We start from the raw sequence: 18,945 nt of genomic DNA, 5'->3' as shown, positions 1-18,945 counted from the left end.
TCGTCGTCCGCACGGCCGGCAGCGCCGTCCGGGTGCGCTCGAGTGTGACTGTCGCCAATGGTCCTCCCGCGGGTGTTCAGTACCCTGGTGAACCGATGGCAGAGTCGACGCATTCCCAGCAGCCCGGTCCCTGGATCGCCCCCCTCGCCCGCGGGCCCCTGCGCGGCGACGTCGCCCTGCCCGGCTCCAAGTCACTGACGAACCGTGAGCTCGTGCTCGCGGCGCTGGCCGACGGCCCCTCGACGATCCGCCTGCCCCTGCACTCGCGCGACTCGGCCCTGATGGTCGCGGCACTCCGCCAGCTCGGGGTCGGCATCGACGAGGCCGTCCCCGCGGACGGCGCAGCACCGAACCCGTACGGGCCGGACCTGCGGATCACGCCCGCGCCGATGCACGGTGACGTCGCCGTCGACTGCGGCCTCGCCGGCACCGTGATGCGCTTCCTGCCGCCGCTCGCCGCGCTCGCGACCGGCCCCGTGACGGTCGACGGCGACCCGTACGCCCGGAAGCGCCCGATGGGCGCGATCATCCGCGCCCTCGCCGACCTCGGCGTCGACGTGACGGACGACGGCGGCGGCGCCATGCCGTTCTCGTTCACCGGCACCGGAGCGGTCCGCGGCGGTCGTCTCGAGATCGACGCGTCGGCGTCGTCGCAGTTCGTCTCCGGCCTGCTGCTGTCGGCACCCCGCTTCGACGAGGGCCTGCACCTCACTCACGTGGGCGAGCGGCTGCCGAGCCTGCCGCACATCGACATGACCGTCGCGGCGCTCCGCGCACGCGGCGTCCGGGTGGACCAGCCGGCCGTCGGCGAGTGGGTCGTGCACCCGGGCCCGATCGCGGCGCGTGACGTCGTCATCGAGCCCGACCTGTCGAACGCCGCGCCGTTCGCGGCGGCCGCCCTCGTCGCGGGCGGCACCGTCCGGATCCGCACCTGGCCGACCGACACCACGCAGGTCGGCGCCGACCTCGAGACGCTCCTGCCCCTGTGGGGCGCGACCGTCACGAGGGACGGTGACGACCTGGTGTTCGACGGCGGCGTCGGGGTGGCGGGTGGGGCCTCCCTGCCGGGGGTCACGCTCGACCTGACGCGCGGCGGTGAGCTCGCACCGGCGCTCGTCGCGCTGTCGGCGTTGGCCGACGAGCCGAGCGAGATCACCGGGATCGGCCACCTGCGTGGCCACGAGACGGACCGTCTCGCCGCACTCGCGGCCGACGTGAACCGGTCGGGAGGCGCGGTGCAGGAACTCGACGACGGCCTGCGGATCATCCCGGCACCGCTGCACGGCGGCGCCTGGGCCGCGTACGACGACCACCGGATGGCGACCGCGGGCGCCCTCGTGGGCCTCGTCGTCGACGGCGTCGCCGTCGACGACATCGGCTGCACCGCGAAGACCCTCCCGCAGTTCCCCGAGCTCTGGGCGGACCTCGTGGCGACCGGGACGGGCCCTCGCCGGACCGTCGAGACGGGAGCGTGACGCCGTGAGCTGGTGGGACGACGTCGACAGGGACGACACCGACGAGGACGAGCCGTACGGGCAGTACGAGTCCAAGGTGCGGATCCGACCGAACCCGAAGGGCAACCGGCCCCGCACGAAGACCCGTCCGAGCTACGACGACGCCCCGACCGGCTGGGTGACGAACGTCGACCGCGGACGCTTCGGCGTGCTGGTGTCGGCCGGGCAGGACGACGAACGGGTGATCACCGCGACGAAGGCCCGCGAGCTCGGCAAGAAGTCGGTCGTGACCGGCGACCACGTGTCCCTCGCCGGGGACGTCTCCGGCGACCCGGGCTCGCTCGCCCGCATCGTGAAGGTCGCCGAGCGGTCCACCCTGCTGCGCCGGAGCGCCGACGACAGCGACGAGGTCGAGCGCGTGATCGTCGCCAACGCCGACCAGATGCTGATCGTCGTCGCCGCGGCCGACCCCGAACCGCGCCCGCGGCTCATCGACCGGTACCTCGTCGCGGCGTTCGACGCCGGGCTCGACCCGGTGCTCTGCATCACGAAGACCGACCTCGCCGACCCGGCGCCGTTCCTGGCGCACTTCGCGTGCCTGGACCTTCGGATCGTCACGAGCCGCTCCGACGACGTGCCGTTCGACGCGCTGCACGAGGTGCTGGACGACCAGGTCACGGTCACCGTCGGCCACTCGGGCGTCGGCAAGTCCACGCTCGTCAACGCGATCACCGGGTCGACCCGGGCGACCGGCGTCGTGAACGCGGTGACGGGCCGGGGGCGGCACACCTCGTCGTCCTCGATCGCGCTGCGGGTGCGCGACGGCGGCTGGATCATCGACACGCCGGGCGTCCGGTCGTTCGGGCTCGGCCACGTGCAGCCCGAGAACGTCTTCCGCGCCTTCGCGGCGCACGCCGTCCCGGTGCGGGAGTCCGCCGACGGCATCCCGCTGTCGCAGGCGCACGACTGGGAGATCGTCGACCGGGTGCACGACGGGGAGCTCGGTCCGACGGGCGTCGAACGGCTCGACTCCTTCCGCGCACTGCTCACCGGCATGGGCGCTGAGGACCCCGGGGCGGACTGACCCCGGCGCTGACGCCCCGGGGCGGACCGACCCCGGGGCACGGCCCGGGGCAGCCGCACCCCGGGCAGACCGGCCCCCGCCGGCGCGGGTGTACCGTTGCTCCTCGTGCCCGAAGTTGCAGAACACAACACAGCCCGTCCAGAACCGGTCCACCACGGCGACCACGCGGCGCCGCACCCGCAGCGGACGTCCCGGTCGACGGCGCTCGCGGCGGCGCTCCTGCGCCCCGAGCACCTCGGTCGCACGCTGCGGTCCTTCGGGTCGCACATCCTCGTGCCGCTGTTCCTCGCGGTCGGGATGAGCCTCGCCTACCTCGGCGCCTTCCACGCCCCCACCCCGCACGAGCTCCCCGTCGGCATCGTCGGCCAGGGCCCCAGCGCCCAGGTCTTCGCCCAGACCGTCACCGACGGCTCCGACGGCCGGCTGGTCGCGCACGTGGTCGGGTCGACGGCCGAGGCCGAGCGGCATGTACGCGACCGCGACCTCGCCGCGGTCTACGCCCCCGCGACCGACGGTGCCGTGCTCTACGTCTCGACGGCCGCGAGCGAGACCACCGCGACCGCGGCGCAGAAGGTCTTCCTGCCGATCGCGTACGAGCAGCACCTGCCGTTCACCGTGCACGACGTCGTCCCCACCGGCGACGAGGACCCGACCGGCCAGGGGCTCTTCTTCCTGCTCGTCGGCCTGAGCGTCGGCGGGTACGCCTCGGCGATCGCCGTCGCCGCGGCGGCCGCGAAGCTCCGCGCGCTCTGGACGGTCGTCGTCGGCGCCGCCACCGCGGGGGTCGTCGCCGGCATCGGCGTGCTCGTCGCCGGGCCGCTCTACGGCGTCATCCCGGACCACCGCTGGCAGGTCTTCCTGTTCGCCTGGCTGTACGACGCCGTCATCGTCGCCCTCGGCGTCGGCCTGCACCCGCTGCTCGGCCGGTGGACCACGCCGATCCTCACGATGCTCTTCGTCATGCTCAACTTCACGAGCTCCGGCGGGATCTTCCAGCCGTCGTTCCAGCCCGGGTTCTTCGCAGCGCTCAACACGTTCTGGAGCGGGGCCGCCTGGCTCGGTGCCGCGCAGGACCTCGTGTACTTCCCGGGGGCGTCGCTCACACGGTCGGTGGTCGTGCTCGTGCTGTGGCTCGTCGTCGCCGTGCTGCTCGGCGTCCTCGTGCACGGACTCGCTGCGCGCCGCACCCGCATCGCCCGCGACCGTGCCGTCTCGCGCTACGAGGAGGAGCAGGTGGTGGCGGCCTAGGACGCTACCCTGACCTCCGTGGACCTCAGCGCCGACCTGGACTTCGCCCGCTCCCTCGCCGACACCGCCGACGCGATCAGCCTCGAGCGGTTCCGCGCCGCCGACCTGCACGTCACGACGAAGGCGGACAGCACGCACGTCACCGATGCCGACCAGGCGGTCGAACGCGCCCTGCGCGAGCGACTGGCGGCCGAACGCCCCGACGATGCGTTCCTCGGCGAGGAGACGACGGCGGACACCGGCGCCGACGCCCTGAGCGAAGGCCACCGCCAGTGGGTGGTCGACCCGATCGACGGCACCGCGAACTACCTGCGGGGCGTGCCGGTGTGGGCCACCCTGATCGCCCTGGCCGTCGACGGCCGTCCGGTGCTCGGCGTCGTCAGCGCCCCGGCGCTCGGCAAGCGCTGGTGGGCCGCCGAGGGCCTCGGCGCGCACTCCACCGACGGTCCCCTGCGGGTGTCCGGCGTCGCGGAGCTGTCCGAGTCGAGCCTCAGCTACAACAGCATCCAGCAGTGGGACGAGGACGACCGGCTCGACGCCCTCGTCACCCTGTCCCGGAAGGTCTGGCGCACGCGGGCGTACGGCGACATGTGGTCGTACATGCTCGTCGCCGAGGGAGTGCTCGACGTCGCCGGCGAACCTGACCTGAAGCCGTGGGACATCGCGGCCCTCGTGCCGATCGTCGAGGAAGCCGGTGGCCGCTTCACCTCGCTCGACGGCGACCCGGGCCCGTGGCACGGCAGCGCCCTCGCCACGAACGGCCTCGTGCACGACGCCGTGGTGGACGTCATCCGGCGCTCGTAGTCCCGCGAACGGTCCGCACCGACGGCGGAACGCGGTGTACCCCGCTTGTCCCCTGGGCGCACCCGCCTCCCCGCGTCGGACCCCCAGAAGGGCCAGAGACCCCCCGGACTGGGGCCAGGGACGGCGGACAGTGTGCTGACGAGCACTCCGTCGGCGTCCGACCGGCGGGTTATCGTGCTCACGGCTGATCAGGCGCACCGGGTTCCCTAGACCCGGACCGTGTCGGGTCCGCTGTTCCCTACTCGTCCGAAAAACCCTGACCCGAGGGGTGGTCCAGACGATGACTTCATCGTTCCCAGGCGGAACCGAGTGCACCCTCACTCGTCGTCCGCGTTATCTCACCGACAGCCCTGGTGCGCGCTCCGTCGCCGCCTCGCGTCCGTCCGTCGCCACGGTCCCTGCCCGTGACGCCGCGCGGATCCCGTCCGTCGCCGTGGCCTCCCGCCACGCTGCCGACCGGACGCCCTCCGCAGTCCTCGCCGCCGGACCCGGAGGCCGGTGAGTCATGGCACTCACCGGTCGCCGTCTCGAGGTCGACCGGATCGCGACCCTCGCAGCACTCCCTCGTGAGTCCGCGATGGTCGTCGTCGGCGACCCTGGTTCCGGACGCAGCAGCGTCCTCGACGCGGTCGCGGACCGCGTCTCCCTCCCCGTCGTGCGGGTCGGGGTCAACGGGAGCGAGTCCCGCTGGCCGCTGGCCGGCGTGACCTCCCTGTTCACCGCACTCGACGACCCGCGGGCCACCGCACACATCGCGCACCTGCTGCAGGCCGGCGGCGCGACCAGTGGGCTGGCCGCGGCACACGACTTCCTCGAGGCCGTGCAGACCCTGACCCTGCCGCCGACGGTCGTCCTGATCGACGACCTCGACCGGATGGACGTCGAGAGCCAGGAGCTCATCGCGTTCCTGGCGGGTCGTCTCGCCGGCACGGCGCTGCGCCTGGTCGCGACGGTCCGGACCGTGCCGTCGGACGGCCCGCTCGCGGCGCTCCCCGTGCTGCGGCTCGAGCCGCTCACCACGGACGAGTCCCTGGCGCTGGCCCGGACGATGGCACCGGAGGGCGCGAACGACGGCGTCCTCGCGATCCTCGCCGAGGCCACGGGCGGCAACCCCGGCGCGCTCCGCGAGCAGTTCGACGCGTTCTCGACGGCGCAGCTCGCCGGTACCGAGCCGCTCGTGCTGCCCTTGCGCCCGACCGCCACCACCGAGGCCATCGCAGCGCTGACCCTCGACGCCGTCGAGGGCCCCACCGACACCGACGCCGACGCGGGACGTGGCCCGGACGTCCTCGCGCGCCTCGCCCTCGTCCCCGTGGCGCGGACCACGGGCTGGGACCGCGACGCCGTCGACGACCTCACCGACGCCGGGCTCGTCGTGGTGCGCGGGCAGACCGTCGCGGTCCGCGACCCGCTGCTCCAGTCGGCCCTGTACTGGCGGACGTCCGCACGCACCCGGCGCACCCTGCACCGGGAGCTCGCCGCGGCGAGCGCCGAGACCGACCCCCGCGCCGCCGCGTGGCACCGGAGCTTCGTCGACGACGTCCCCGACGTGGTCGCACTGCTCGCCGCCGCCGAGGGCTACGTCCTCGACGGTGCACCGCACGCCGCGGTGGCCCTGGCCGAGCGTGCCCTGCACGTCGGCTCCGGCGGCGAGGACGAGCGCGCGGCACTGCTCGCGGTCGTCGAGGCCCTGTTCGCGCAGCGCCTGCTCGGGCTCGCCGCGCGCTACCTCACCGCGATGCGTCCGTTCCGGCGCGCAGCGGACGAGGTCCGGCGTCTGCGGGTCCTGTACTCCGTGCAGTACCTGCGCGGTGAGACCGTGCACGCGGACGAACTCCTCGTGCCCGTGGACGCGGAGGCACCCGAAGCCCCCGCGACCGCCGGGCTCCTGGCGATGGTCGCGAGCTTCCGGGCGGAGACGTGGGACCTGGACCAGGCTCGTGACCTGCTCGCCCGCGTCGAGCAGCTCGGTCCGGTGATCACCCCGCGCACCGCGGAGATCGCCGGCGCCGTGCAGTGCGTGGTCGCCGCACTCGACGGCTCGCTGCCCGCCGACACGGAGCTCTACGACGGCCTCGCGACGCCCCGGCTGATGGCGATGTCCGATGCGGCCCTCCTGCTCGTCGCGCACGCGCTGAGCCTCGCGGAGCGGTACCGCAGTGCACGGCGCGTGTTCGCCCTCGTCGTCGCCCGTGGGCAGGACACCGAGGCCGTCTGGGTCGAGGGCGCCCGCTACCTGTCCGCCGAGAACGAGCTCCGGTCCGGGAACTTCCGGCAGGCCCTGCGCGCGGTCGACGCCTGGGAGGCCGGGAGCGCCCTGTCCGCCCAGCGGCTGCGCGAGCCGTCGCGGGCGGTGGCGGTCGCGTGGCGGCACTTCGCCGAGGGCCGCACCCACGAGGCGCTCGAGGTGGTGGACCGCTGCCTGGCGCTCCGCTCCACGGTGCTGCTCTGGGGCACCACGGCCCGGTTGCACGCGCTGCGCGGACGGGTCCTGCTGCTCGACGGACGCCTGGACGAGGCGGTGACCGCGCTCGAGGCGGCGGACGCCGTCGGTCGCTCGCTGCGCAACCCGACCGTGCTCCGGCACCTGGGCGACCTGGTCGAGGGCTACGTGCGCCTCGGTCGGGTGGACGACGCCCGGAGCGCGACGGCCCGCCTCGCGGCGGACCACCACGCACGGCCGTCCCGCTGGGGTGCGCTCGTGCTCGCCAGGAGCCTGGCGCTCGTCGCCGACGACGCGACGCGCGAGACGGCGCGTCGTCGCGCGCTCGAGCTGTTCCAGCCGCACGACTCGCAGTACGAGCGCGCCCGGACCTTCGCCGCCCTGGCGGCGGTGGGCACGGACACCGAACGGCCCCGCCTGAGCGCCGCCGCGGCTGCCGCGTACGAGGCCGCCGGGCTCCGTCGACCGCTCGCGGCGCCGGCCCCGACGGCCGTCATGCCGCCCTTCGGGGCGCCGACCTCGCTGCGGTCCGGTCCGGTGCTCTCCGCGCCGGTCCCGGGTTCGCCGCGGAGCGCGCCCGACGCGTCGGTGGTCCTCACCCAGCTGACCGCCGAGGAGCGCGCCGTCGTGCAGAAGGTGACGGAGGGCTACCGCAACCGCGAGATCGCCTCGTCGCTGTTCATGTCGCAGCGCACCGTGGAGCTGCGGCTCACGCAGATCTACCGGAAGGTCGGTGCGCGCTCGCGCTCGCACCTGGTGGCGCTGCTCGGCTGACCGCGCGACCGGTGGACGCCAGGCGACCACCCCGAGGACGGGAGGCCTGGTACCGGCTGGTACCGGGCCTCCCGTCCGTCACGCGCAGCGTCGGCCACCGGACCGACTTGCGTGGGTCCGCACCGGCGGGCGGACGGCTCGCACCGCTCACGCGGTGAACCGCAAGAGGCGGCCCGGACGCTTGTCACGGCGGTGCCGCGGGACGAGGCTCGTGGTGCACCGACCGCCGAGCCCTTCCCGGAAGGGCCCGTCCGCGATCCCCGACCGTCCGGTACCCGACCCGCCGACCCACCGTCTCCGCCCCACCTGATCCGCGGGCGGGCACGGTCCGTCGACGGCCCCGGACCCGCGGCAGACCCGGCGGCGGTCGGTGCCGTTCCCCGGCACCGGGCCGGTCCCCCACCTGAACGGACACCGTATGTGCGGCATCATCGCGGCCCGCGTGAGCGACGACGTGACCCCCTTCCTGCTCGACGGGCTCGAGCGGATGGAGTACCGGGGCCACGACTCCGTCGGGGTCGCACTGCGCACCGCCGCCGGCCGGATCGCCACGGTCCGGTCGGTCTCGCGCGTCGCGGACCTCCGGGCAGACCTCGCGGCACGGGCCACGGTCGGGACGCCCGAGGAGGCCGCGACGGGTGTCGGGATCGGGCACACCCGCTGGGCGACCTGCGGGTCGGTGCGCGAGGAGAACGCGCACCCGCACGCCGACTGCTCCGGACGGATCAGCGTGGTGCACAACGGGACCGTCGAGAACGCGGCGACCCTCCGGACCACGCTCGAGCGGCAGGGGCACGTGTTCCGGTCCGAGGTCGACTCCGAGGTGATCGGACACCTCGTCGAGCGCGCCCTGCTGGTCGACCCGGACCTCGTGCTCGCGGTGCAGATCGCGACCGCGCAGCTCCGCGGCTCGTGGGCGATCGTCGTGCTGGACGCCCGCGACGGCCGCATGGTCGCTGCGGCGCACCGGTCGCCGCTCGTCGTCGCGCGCTCCGCCCGGGGGGACTTCGTCGCGAGCGACGTCGGCACGATCGCCGAGTGGTGCGAGACCTTCGTGCCACTGCGCGACGGCGACGTCGTGGAGCTCGGCGAGGCGTGGAGCTGGTCCTCGGATGGGATCGCCGTACCGGTACCCTTCCCCACCGCGTCACCCTTCGCCGCGAGTGCGCTCGAGGTCGACCTCGGCGACCACCCGGACCACACGGCCAAGGAGATCGCCGAGCAGCCCGGCGTCGTCACCGACCTCCTCCACCGCGTCCGGCACCGCACCGCGGACGGCAGCACCTGGGCGGGTCTCGGGCTCCCGGCGTTCGAGCGGCTCGCCGTCGTCGCCTGCGGCACCTCGCTGCACGCCGGTCAGGTCGTCGCCGGCACCGCCCGCACCCTCGGCGGCGTCCCGACCGACGTCGTCGCCGCCAGCGAGGTCGACCAGGTCGTCCTCGGCCGTGGCACCCTGGTGGTCGCCATCAGCCAGTCCGGTGAGACCGCGGACGTCCTCCGGGCCCTCGACCGGCTCGACGACCGGGTCCCGGTGCTCGCGTTGACGAACGACGTCCACTCGTCGCTCGCTCGCCGGGCCGACGCCGTGCTCGACTGCCACGCCGGGCCCGAGGTCGGGCTCGCCGCGACGAAGTCCTTCACCGCGCAGGTGGTCGTCGGCGTGACCGCGGTCCTGTCCGCCCTGGTCGCCTCGGACCGACTCGAACCGGCCCGAGCCGCCGCCCTGGTCGACGAGCTGTCGGAGCTGCCCGACCGGATGGCGACGGCCGCGCTGGTGGCCGCCGAGCGGGTCCCGCTGCTCGCCGCGACCGTGCGGGACGCTCCGGGGTTCCTCTTCGTCGGCCGCGGGCACGGGCTGCCCTACGCCGCCGAGGGCGCGCTGAAGGTGGAGGAGCTCGCCTACCGGTGGGTGCGCTCCTGCGCGGTCGGCGAGCTCCGGCACGGACCGCTCGCGCTCGTCGACGAGGGCACGCCGGTCGTGGTGGTCGACCACGGGGACCCCAGGATCCGGTCCGCCGTCGCCGAGGTGCGCGCCCGCGGGGGGTTCGTCGTCACGATCGGCGGTGCCGGCTCCGACCTGCCGGTCATCGCCGGACGCGTGGACGGCACCGACCTGGCGTGGGGACGACCCCTCGCTCCCTGGGGACCGGTCGAAGCGGTCGTGCCGCTGCAGATGCTCGCCCGGGAGCTCGCCGTGCAGCTCGGCTGTGCGGTCGACAGGCCCCGCGCTCCCGAGAGGTCGGTGGGAGTCGGATGGCCAGGCACACGCAGCGCAGCCGGGTGACGGTGTTCCTCGCCGTCCTGACGGGGCTCGCCGTCGTCGCGACCGTCGTCGTCGTGGCGCTCGTCGTGGTGGAGGACGCCGTCCGCTGACACCACGGCCCGCGCGGTCAGGGTCCTCTTGGTGGGCGCTGTCATCCTGGCGTCTTGACCGCAGCAGCCCCACCCCTCGTGTTCGTCGCCGTCCTGGTCGGCGCCGTCCTGCCGTTCGTGCCCCTGGTCGGCCGCGTCGCCCGGATCGCGGCGACCATCGTGCACGAGGTCGGACACTGCGTCGTCGTGGTGCCGTTCGGTGGGCGCATCGACCGGATCGACCTGCACCCCGACGGCTCCGGCGAGGCCTGGGTCCGACTCGGGCGGGTACCGGGTGCGATCCGCTGGCTGGTGCGGATCCTCAACCTGTTCGCCGGGTACAGCGCGCCGGTCTGGGCCGGGGTGCTGCTGGTCACCGGCGTGCTGCACGGGTCGCGGTGGCTGCCCGTGGCGGTGCTCGCCGTGGTCGGTCTCGTGGCCCTCGCGTTCGTGCGGAACTGGTTCGGACTGCTCGTCGTGGTCGGCTTCGACGCGCTCGCGCTCTGGGTGGCGGTCCGTCCGTCGGAGGTCACCGTGCTGGTCGTCGCGGCGGTGGGTGCGGCGTTCCTGGTCGACGGGCTCCGGTCCCTCGTGCAGGTCGCGCGCTGGCTGCTGACCGGCGCGCGGGTGCAGACCGACTTCCACATCGCCGCCGCCGAGATGCGCGTCCCGGCGGTGCTGTGGTTCGTGCTGTTCGTGGTCGTCAACGGGGTCGTCGTGTGGCTCGTCCGGGAGCCGCTGCTCGCCTCGTGGGACACCGTCGCCGCCGGGGTGCGCGCGCTGTTCTGACGGTTCGGTCGTGCTCGTACGACACCTCCGCTGTCGTACGACGACCACGATGTCGCACCAGCCGCGCCTCCGAGCGACCCGAGCGACAACACGACGTTTCCGCTGTCGTGCGACGACCACATCGTCGCACCAGCCGCCCGACCAGGTGCACCAGAGCAGAGCCGGACGTGCCACGATCGTCGGATGCGACCCGCCGATGCCCTCGCCGCACTCACCGACGCGCCGTCGCCCGACCGTAAGCGGTTCACGGCGTTCGTCCGTGCCTCGGGGGACGCCGCGATCGACCGGACGCTCGGCCCGGAGCACCTGACGGCGTCGTGCTTCGTGTTCTCGCCCGACCGGTCCCTCGTGCTGCTCTGCCTGCACCGCAAGGGTCGCTTCTGGGTGCAGTTCGGCGGACACCTCGAGCCGCAGGACCACGACCTCGCGGGAGCGGCACGGCGCGAGGCGCGCGAGGAGTCCGGGATCGCGGGGCTCGAGCTCGACGAGGACGCCGTGGCCGACCTCGACCGGCACGACCTGCACGGCGGGTTCTCCTGCGCCGCGCACTGGGACGTCGGCTTCGTCGCGACGGCGGCCCCTTCGACACCGACGGCCGTGAGCCACGAGAGCGAGGACGTCCGCTGGTTCCCGGTCGACGCGCTGCCCGCCCCGCTCGCGTCCGGGCTCGACCGGCGCCTCGCCGCGCTGCTCGCCGGTCCCGCCGCACCGCAGGGCACCGGCGCGGACGACTAGCGCGTCGAGACGAGTACGGCCGCCGCGGCGCGTGGGTCGAAGCGTGCCGCGAAGTCGCGCTCGTTGGGGACCCACACGTCGTTCCAGAGCCGCTCGTGGTCCCGTCCGAGCACTCGGTCGCGGTGCTGGCCGCGGAGAACTGCCGTCTCGAGGTCCAGGTCACACCAGACGGTGAGGTCGATGGAGGGCAGCGTCTCCGGGTGGAACAGCCCGATCAGGTCGACGACGAGCACCTCGCCGCCCGGGAGCCGCTCTGCGGCGCCCAGGCCCCGAGCCGACCAGTCGTACCGGCGGAAGGACCCTCCGGCCGACGCCCGGAACGGCTCGAGCACCGTGTCACGCAGTCGCACCCGGTCCACCCCGGACCAGTCGTCCGAGCGCGCGTGCGACAGCGCCGGGTCGAGGAAGTCGTCCCCGCGCATCCGCACCGCGCCCGGCACCCTGCCGACCAGTGCCCTGGCCAGCGTGGACTTGCCCGATCCGCAGAAGCCGGAGACTCCCACGACGACGGGACGACCCGCCGCTGCGCGAACTCGCCGGACCTCGTCGGCCAGGGTCTCGACGTTCGTCCTGCCACCATGCACGCGTCCACCCTGACAGAACTCGCCCGTAACCCGACGCCGCAATACGCCGCCGACCCGTCCGGCCTGCGAAAGTACCCGCACGACGGACCACGCAGGAGGACCCCATGTCGAACGACGGCCACGGCTTCGCCACCGAGCAGGTGCACGGCGGGTTCCTGCCCGACACCGCGCACGGCGCACGGGTGCCCGCGATCCACATGACCTCGGGCTTCCTCTTCGACGACTTCGACCAGGCCCGGGAGCGCTTCGCCGGCACCGACGACGGGTACACCTACACGCGTCTGGGCAACCCGACGAACGCCGACGTCGAGCGCCGGGTCGCGCTGCTCGAACGGAGCGCCGAGGCGATCCTCGTCGGCAGTGGTCAGGCGGCGGTGACGGTGGCGCTCCTCGGGCTGCTGCAAGCCGGCGACCACGTGGTCAGCGCACGGAGCATCTACGAGGGCACGAAGGGGTTGCTGCTGCAGAACCTCGCCCGACTCGGCATCGAGGTCGACTTCGTCGCCGACCAGCGCGACCTCGACGCGTGGGCCGCTGCGGTCCGCCCGAACACGAAGGCGTTCTTCGCCGAGACGATCCCGAACCCGAAGAACGACGTGCTCGACATCCAGGGCGTCGCCGACACCGCGCACCGGGCGGGCGTGCCGCTCGTGGTCGACAACACCCTGGCGACGCCGTACCTGGTCCGCCCGGTCGAGCACGGCGCCGACGTCGTGGTGCACTCCGCGTCGAAGTTCCTGTCGGGCCACGGCGCCGGCCTCGGCGGGCTCGTGGTCGACGGCGGTCGCTTCGACTGGGGCCGCACCCCGGAGCGCTTCCCGCACCTGACCACCCCGGAGCGCGCCCTCGGCGGGCAGAGCTACGTCGAGCGGTACGGCAGCCGCGCGTTCGTCGTGTTCGCCCGCGACGTCGTCGCCGCCCGCATCGGCCCGTCACCGTCTCCGTTCAACGCCTTCCTGCTGCGCCAGGGCATCGAGACGCTGTCGCTCCGCGTGGAGCGCCACGTCGCGAACGCGCTGGCCGTGGCGTCCTTCCTGGAGCGCCAGCCGGAGGTGACGAGCGTCGACCACGCGGGTCTCGCCTCCAGTCCGTACCACGACCTCGCCCAGCGCTACCTGCCCCGGGGAGCCGGGTCGGTGTTCGCCTTCACGCTCGCCGGCGGCGAGCCGGCGGCACGCGCCTTCATCGACGCGGTGCAGCTGATCAGCCGGATGACCCACCTGGGCGACGTGCGCTCGCTCGTGCTGCACCCGGCGACCACCACGCACTCCGGCCGCACCGCGGCCGAGCGGGCCGAGCTCGGCATCGGCGACGGCCTGGTCCGCCTGTCCGTCGGCATCGAGGACGTCGCCGACCTGCTCGCCGACGTGGAGCGCGGTCTGGCTGCGGTCCACGCGGCCACCGGAGACGACGGTGTCGGCCTGGAGGCACGCCCCACCCCCGCCAGGCAGGTCGCGGACCTCGTACACGCGGTCCCCCGGGGCCACGTCGTCGCGCAGGAGGTCTGACCGTGGGCGACCTGCAGCACTTCGGGTACTTCTTCTCGCGAGGGTTCGGCCCGCAGGCCTGGGGCCGCGCCGACTGGGACTGGGGCCACGACTGGACGAAGCCGGACCTGTACCAGCAGTCCGTCCGGGCGCTCGAGCACGCAGGGATGGACCTCGTCATCGCCGAGGACGCGATCTCGCTCGGCAGTCCGGCGACCCTGGACCTGCGGATCCGGCAGGCGTACGGCGGCCCGAAGCACGACCCGCTGCTGCTCGCGCCGTACCTGTTCGCCGTCACGGAGCACATCGGCATCGCACCGACGGTGAACGCGGGCATCACGCCGCCGTACCTCGCCGCACGCCAGGCCGCGACGCTCGCGCACCTGTCCTCGGACCGATTCGGGCTGAACGTCGTGACCGACACCGGCAGCGCCCGGCACGTCGGGGCGGCGCCGCTGCCGCACGACGCCGCGTACGACCGCGCCGAGGAGTGGATCACCCTGCTCCGACGGCTGTGGCACTCGTGGGGCGACGGCTACGTCGGGGACCCGACGGACTGGCACTTCGCCGACGGCGACGCACTCGACGCGTTCCACCACGAGGGCGCGTACTTCACCGCCGACGGACCGCTCAACGCCCTGCCGCTCGACGGTGACCCGGTCGTGGTCTCCCCCGGTGGGTCCGGGCGTGGGCTCGGGTTCGCCGGGATGCACTCGGACGTGCAGCTCGCGCTCGCACCGCTGACGGCCGAGGCGGTGCGCGCGTACCGGTCGCGGGTGCTGACCGCCGCCGCCGACGCCGGGCGGAGCGCGGACGACCTGCGGGTGCTCTTCGTCCTGAAGCCGGTGCTCGTGCCCTCCGCCGAGGAGGCCGACCGCATCGTCGCGGCCTCACGGCACCCGTCCGACGCCGACCTCCGGGCGGCTGCGGTCGCGTGGTCGAGCGACTCGGAGACGGACCTGCTCGCGCTCGACCTGGACGCGCCGATCCCGGTGGGCACGTTCGGCGACCACGTGTCCGCCGGGACGGTCCGGGGGCTGGTCGGGGAGACGCCCGACGCGCCCCTGCGTGAGCTGTTGACGCGGAAGGCACGGCTCGGGCGGATCAGTGCCCGCGAGGGGTTCGTCGGCACGGCTGAGGAGTTCGCGGACTTCGTCGAGGAGCTCGGCGCGGACGCGGACAACGACGGGTTCATCCTGTCCGGGGACCTGCACCCGGCGCAGGTGTACCGGATGACGGGCGACCTCGTGCCGGTCCTGCGCCGCCGGGGGCTGCTGCGTCGGGAGTACGGCGACGGCGGCCTGCGGGCGAACCTCTTCGACTTCTGACCCCCGCCCTCTCCCGCGAAACGCAACGTCGGCGGTTGCTCGCAGCGCTGTACCGCTGCGCAGAGCCGCCGACGTTGCGTCTTGCGGGGCCGCGAGGTCCTACTTCTTCTTGCCCGACTTCTTCTTCTTGCCCTTGTCCTTCTTCTCGTCGGACTTCTTCTCGTCGGACTTCTTCTTGTCGGACTTCTTCTCGTCCGACTTCTTCTTGCTCTTGTCCTTCTTCTTGCCCTTGTCCTTCTTCTTGTCGGGCTGCTCCCCGTCGGGCTGCTCCTCCGCGGGCCGTTCCGCGCGCACGCCGGAGAGCGCTAAGCCGTCGACGGGTTCGACGACCACCGCGGCACCGGTGTCCGCGAGCACGTCGACCTCCTGCTCCGCGACGACCGGGACGAGCGCGTCCTCCACCCGCTCCACCACGAGTTCGGCACCGTCCTCGGCGAGCCGGAGCAGTGCCTGCGCCGCCCGCACCCGCGTCGTGGTCCGGCGCGCCAGGACGTCGGCCCGCGCTCCCTCGAGGAACCCGCGCAGCGCCCGCTCCACCGCCGAGCGACCCCGCGGCGCCGAGCGGTCGAGGCGGTCGAGCTCACCGGCGACGCCGGCGTCGTCGTCCTCGACGTGGTCGTCCCGCACCGAAGCGATGAGCGCCGCCACTGCCGACGCGGCGCGCTCGACCGCTGCCGAGCGCTGGTCGAGCACGACGAGCATCTCGAACACACCGCCGTACGACACCGTCTCGAGGCGAACCGGCTCGGCCCCGCGACCGCGGACGACGAGCCGAATCTCGGGCGAGGGCAGCCACGCGACGACCGCGGCGACGGTCGCGACGGACCCCACGGTCCGCTCGTACTCCGCCAGCCCCAGACGGTCCTGCTCTCGCAGACGGACCCGGATCGCGATCTCCTGCACCACGCGCACACCTCTCGTTCGAGAACGACACGAGCGGCCCCGTGCCTGACCCGGACAGTAGTCCCGGATTCCCCCGCACAGCACGAACGCCCCGCCGACGTCCAGGGGACGACGGGGCGTTCAGGTGGCGATCTCGGTGATCAGCGTGACAGCGGCCCGACGTCCGGCGGTGGTGGAGATGGGGGGAATCGAACCCCCGTCCATCGCTGCGCTTCGACGTCTTCTACGGGCGTATCCGGATGAGTCGTTCTGCTCGGCCCCGTCCTTTGCTACCGGCTTCTAGGACGACGGGCCCAGTCTCAGTGCAAGTCCCGCACGGCCCTGAGGCGCAACCGTGCAGCAAGTCCTCTGGATGACGCCGGAACTCAGGTTAGAAGACGATCACCTGGCCGACGGACTTCATGTGCTGGGCTGCTTACGCAGCGAGAGCGAAGTCAGTGCGCTTGGAATTGGCACTTGTTGTTTTCCACGGATCGTTCACGAGATGACCGTGGGTCCTCGGCCCGCTTCCCGTCGGCACACAGGCAATGTCGAAACCGATCATCCCCGTACGGGCCGTGACGTGCGAGCCGCTGTCACGCTGTTGAGTTGCCAATGCTCCTGGTGAGGAGCGGTCCCCCAGTCTAGCGGGGTGTGCTGGACGATGCCAACGCCGTTCGCCGTGGGCTCACTCGCCCATGCGGTTGCGCGAGCGCATGGCACGCTCGGCCTCGCGCTTGTCGGTCTTCTCACGCAGGGCCTGGCGCTTGTCGAACTCGCGCTTGCCCTTCGCGACGGCGATCTCGACCTTCGCTCGGCCGTCGTGGAAGTAGATCTTCATCGGCACGAGCGTGTACCCGCCCTGCGCGGTCTTGTGCGAGATCTTGACGATCTGCTGCTTGTGCAGGAGGAGCTTGCGCTTCCGCCGCGGCGTGTGGTTGTTCCACGTCCCCTCGGTGTACTCGGGGATGTGGACGGAGTCGAGCCAGGCCTCGCCGCCGTCGATGAACGCGTAGCCGTCGACGAGTGACGCCCGCCCCTCGCGGAGGGACTTCACCTCGGTGCCGGACAGCACCATGCCCGCCTCGTACGTGTCCTCGATGAGGTAGTCGTGGCGCGCGCGACGGTTGGTCGCCACGATCTTCTCGCCGCGTTCCTTCGCCATGGTGGCTCCCTTCCGTGACCGGGGACGGATCCCGGTGCTGCTGCGCAGCCCTACAGCCTAGTGAACACGACGACCGCGGCGCACCTTCCCGGCGCGCCGCGGTCGTGGACGTGGTCGTCCTCCCGGAGGGACTGCCTCAGACCCGCAGGTAGCGGCGGATCGCGATGAACGCGGAGACGCCGGCGAGGAGCACACCGATCACGATCACCGCGGGGACCACCACGGCTGCGTCACCCATCCCGATGAACGCCGTGCCGGAGAACCGTTGCGCCAGGTAGTTCCGCACGAAGAACCAGACCACCGCGGTGATCGCGCCCCCGGCCAGGACCGCTCCGATCGCGGCGGCGATCACGCCCTCGAGCACGAAGGGTGTCTGGATGAACCGGTTCGACGCGCCGACCAACCGCATGATGCCGAGCTCACGCCGTCGGCTGAACGCGGACAGTCGGATCGTCGTCGCGATGAGCAGCACGGCCGCGACGAGCATCAGCGACGCGATGCCGATCGCCGTGTAGGACGACGCGTTGAGCAGGTTGAAGATCGGCTGCAGGTACCCGCGCTGGTCGACGACGCTCTGCACGCCCGCGACCTTCGACAGGCTCTCGACGAGGACGTCCGCCTGCGACGGGTTCTTCAGGTTCACCCAGAATGTCTCGTTGAGGTACTCCGGCTTCACGAACTCGGTGGCGGGCGAGTCCTTGAACTGCTCCTTGAACCGCGTGAACGCCTGGTCCTGGTCCTCGTAGTACGTCTTCTCGATGTACGGCTTGAGCGTGGTCGAGTCGAGCTGCGCCTGGACCTGCTCGCGCTGGTCCTCGGTCGCCTTGGCGCCGGTGCAGTTGCCGGAGGTGTCGGTGTCGGTGCAGAGGTAGACCGCGACCTGCGCCCGGTCGTACCAGTACCCCTTCATCTGGTTGATCTGCATCTGCAGCAGGATCGCCGTGCCCACGAAGGTGAGCGAGATGAAGGTCACCAGGACGACCGAGACCACCATCGACGCGTTGCGCCGCAGGCCCGACCCGACCTCGGACATGACGAGCCCGAGCCTCATCGGATGAGCCCCGGGATCGTCTGGATACCGGTCGTGTTCGAGACGCCCGACCCGCGCTGGATCGGGAGCGCCTGCGTCTGGTACCCGCCGGACTGCTCGTCGCGCAGGACGGTGCCGTTCGAGAGCTCGATGACCCGACGCTGCATCTGGTTCACGATGCTGGCGTCGTGTGTCGCCATGAGCACGGTGGTGCCTCCCTGGTTGATTCGTTCGAGGAGCGCCATGATGCCGGCTGAGGTGGTCGGGTCGAGGTTGCCGGTGGGCTCGTCGGCCAGCAGGATCGCCGGCTTGTTGACGACCGCGCGGGCGATCGCCACGCGCTGCTGCTCACCACCGGAGAGTTCGTGCGGCATGCGGGTGGCCTTGCCGGCCAGGCCGACGAGCTTGAGCACGTCGGTGACGGCCTCGCTGATGAAGCCCTTGCTCTTGCCGATCACCTGGAGCGAGAACGCGACGTTGTCGAAGACGTTCTTGTTCGGCAGCAGTCGGAAGTCCTGGAAGACCACACCGAGGTTGCGGCGGAAGTACGGGACCTTGCGCGACGACAGGGCGCCGAGGCGCTGGCCGAGCACGTGGATCTGCCCGCGGGTCGGCTTCTCCTCCTTGAGCACGAGGCGCAGGAAGCTCGACTTGCCGGAGCCGGACGCGCCGACGAGGAAGACGAACTCACCCTTGAGGATCTCGAGGGAGAGGTCGTCGAGCGCAGGACTCGGGTTGCCCGAGTAGACCTTGGTGACCTGGTCGAATTTGATCATGACCGGATCA

15 protein-coding genes and 1 other RNA gene are annotated in these 18,945 nt (G+C 72.7%); 10 read left to right on the top strand and 6 right to left on the bottom strand.

The window, feature by feature from the left end; genetic code table 11:
• Positions 1-95: 95 nt before the first annotated feature.
• From aroA to ACIPEQ_RS00415, 8 genes are all read left to right on the top strand, one after another.
• Positions 96-1,475, top strand: coding sequence for a 3-phosphoshikimate 1-carboxyvinyltransferase (gene aroA, locus ACIPEQ_RS00450; RefSeq protein ID WP_402713393.1), 1,380 nt, complete (start codon positions 96-98; stop codon positions 1,473-1,475).
• 4 nt (positions 1,476-1,479) lie between these two features.
• A complete protein-coding gene (rsgA, locus tag ACIPEQ_RS00445) occupies positions 1,480-2,538 on the top strand; it encodes a ribosome small subunit-dependent GTPase A (RefSeq protein ID WP_250368475.1) in 1,059 nt (352 codons plus the stop codon).
• Positions 2,539-2,643: 105 nt separating this feature from the next.
• On the top strand, positions 2,644-3,786 hold the full coding sequence (locus ACIPEQ_RS00440) for a hypothetical protein (protein WP_402713392.1): 1,143 nt from the start codon (positions 2,644-2,646) through the stop codon (positions 3,784-3,786).
• Between the two features lie 18 nt (positions 3,787-3,804).
• On the top strand, positions 3,805-4,590 hold the full coding sequence (locus ACIPEQ_RS00435; RefSeq protein WP_402713390.1) for an inositol monophosphatase family protein: 786 nt from the start codon (positions 3,805-3,807) through the stop codon (positions 4,588-4,590).
• 505 nt (positions 4,591-5,095) lie between these two features.
• Entirely contained in the window at positions 5,096-7,807 is a 2,712-nt protein-coding gene (locus ACIPEQ_RS00430; protein WP_402713388.1) for an AAA family ATPase, read from the top strand.
• A gap of 418 nt (positions 7,808-8,225) precedes the next feature.
• Positions 8,226-10,091: a glutamine--fructose-6-phosphate transaminase (isomerizing) gene (glmS, locus tag ACIPEQ_RS00425; protein ID WP_402713386.1), complete on the top strand. Its 1,866-nt coding sequence runs from the start codon at positions 8,226-8,228 to the stop codon at positions 10,089-10,091.
• A gap of 143 nt (positions 10,092-10,234) precedes the next feature.
• Complete coding sequence (locus ACIPEQ_RS00420) at positions 10,235-10,948, top strand: M50 family metallopeptidase (protein WP_402713384.1); 714 nt, start codon at positions 10,235-10,237, stop codon at positions 10,946-10,948.
• 183 nt (positions 10,949-11,131) lie between these two features.
• Positions 11,132-11,683: an NUDIX hydrolase gene (locus tag ACIPEQ_RS00415; RefSeq protein WP_402713382.1), complete on the top strand. Its 552-nt coding sequence runs from the start codon at positions 11,132-11,134 to the stop codon at positions 11,681-11,683.
• On the opposite strand, the gene ACIPEQ_RS00410 is transcribed toward ACIPEQ_RS00415, so the two are convergent.
• Positions 11,680-12,267 (bottom strand): uridine kinase, encoded by a 588-nt coding sequence (locus ACIPEQ_RS00410; protein WP_402713381.1) that lies wholly within the window; start codon positions 12,265-12,267, stop codon positions 11,680-11,682. The two genes, ACIPEQ_RS00415 and ACIPEQ_RS00410, sit on opposite strands and share 4 nt — an antisense overlap.
• Positions 12,268-12,371: 104 nt before the next feature.
• Here ACIPEQ_RS00410 and ACIPEQ_RS00405 point away from each other — a divergent pair, with 104 nt between their 5' ends.
• Both ACIPEQ_RS00405 and ACIPEQ_RS00400 read left to right on the top strand, forming a co-directional pair.
• Positions 12,372-13,775, top strand: coding sequence for an O-acetylhomoserine aminocarboxypropyltransferase/cysteine synthase family protein (locus ACIPEQ_RS00405; protein WP_402713379.1), 1,404 nt, complete (start codon positions 12,372-12,374; stop codon positions 13,773-13,775).
• Between the two features lie 2 nt (positions 13,776-13,777).
• Positions 13,778-15,082 carry an LLM class flavin-dependent oxidoreductase gene (locus ACIPEQ_RS00400; RefSeq protein ID WP_402713377.1) on the top strand — a complete coding sequence of 435 codons (1,305 nt, stop codon included), beginning with the start codon at positions 13,778-13,780 and terminating at the stop codon, positions 15,080-15,082.
• Positions 15,083-15,181: 99 nt separating this feature from the next.
• Here ACIPEQ_RS00400 and ACIPEQ_RS00395 read toward each other — a convergent pair whose 3' ends face one another.
• The 5 genes from ACIPEQ_RS00395 to ftsE all read right to left on the bottom strand — a co-directional run bounded on the left by ACIPEQ_RS00395 (position 15,182) and on the right by ftsE (position 18,935).
• Positions 15,182-15,988, bottom strand: a complete 807-nt coding sequence (locus ACIPEQ_RS00395; protein WP_402713375.1) for a hypothetical protein — start codon at positions 15,986-15,988, stop codon at positions 15,182-15,184.
• 167 nt (positions 15,989-16,155) lie between these two features.
• Positions 16,156-16,533, bottom strand: a transfer-messenger RNA (tmRNA) gene (ssrA, locus tag ACIPEQ_RS00390).
• 119 nt (positions 16,534-16,652) lie between these two features.
• Positions 16,653-17,129: an SsrA-binding protein SmpB gene (smpB, locus tag ACIPEQ_RS00385; RefSeq protein ID WP_126891214.1), complete on the bottom strand. Its 477-nt coding sequence runs from the start codon at positions 17,127-17,129 to the stop codon at positions 16,653-16,655.
• 136 nt (positions 17,130-17,265) lie between these two features.
• Positions 17,266-18,180, bottom strand: a complete 915-nt coding sequence (gene ftsX / locus ACIPEQ_RS00380) for a permease-like cell division protein FtsX (RefSeq protein ID WP_402713373.1) — start codon at positions 18,178-18,180, stop codon at positions 17,266-17,268.
• On the bottom strand, positions 18,177-18,935 hold the full coding sequence (gene ftsE / locus ACIPEQ_RS00375; protein ID WP_066654786.1) for a cell division ATP-binding protein FtsE: 759 nt from the start codon (positions 18,933-18,935) through the stop codon (positions 18,177-18,179). The genes ftsX and ftsE overlap by 4 nt, the downstream gene beginning before the upstream one ends.
• Positions 18,936-18,945: the final 10 nt, after the last annotated feature.

Source organism: Curtobacterium sp. NPDC087080 (assembly GCF_044745105.1).
GTDB lineage: Bacteria > Actinomycetota > Actinomycetes > Actinomycetales > Microbacteriaceae > Curtobacterium.
This window is presented reverse-complemented; position numbering and strand designations above follow the sequence as displayed.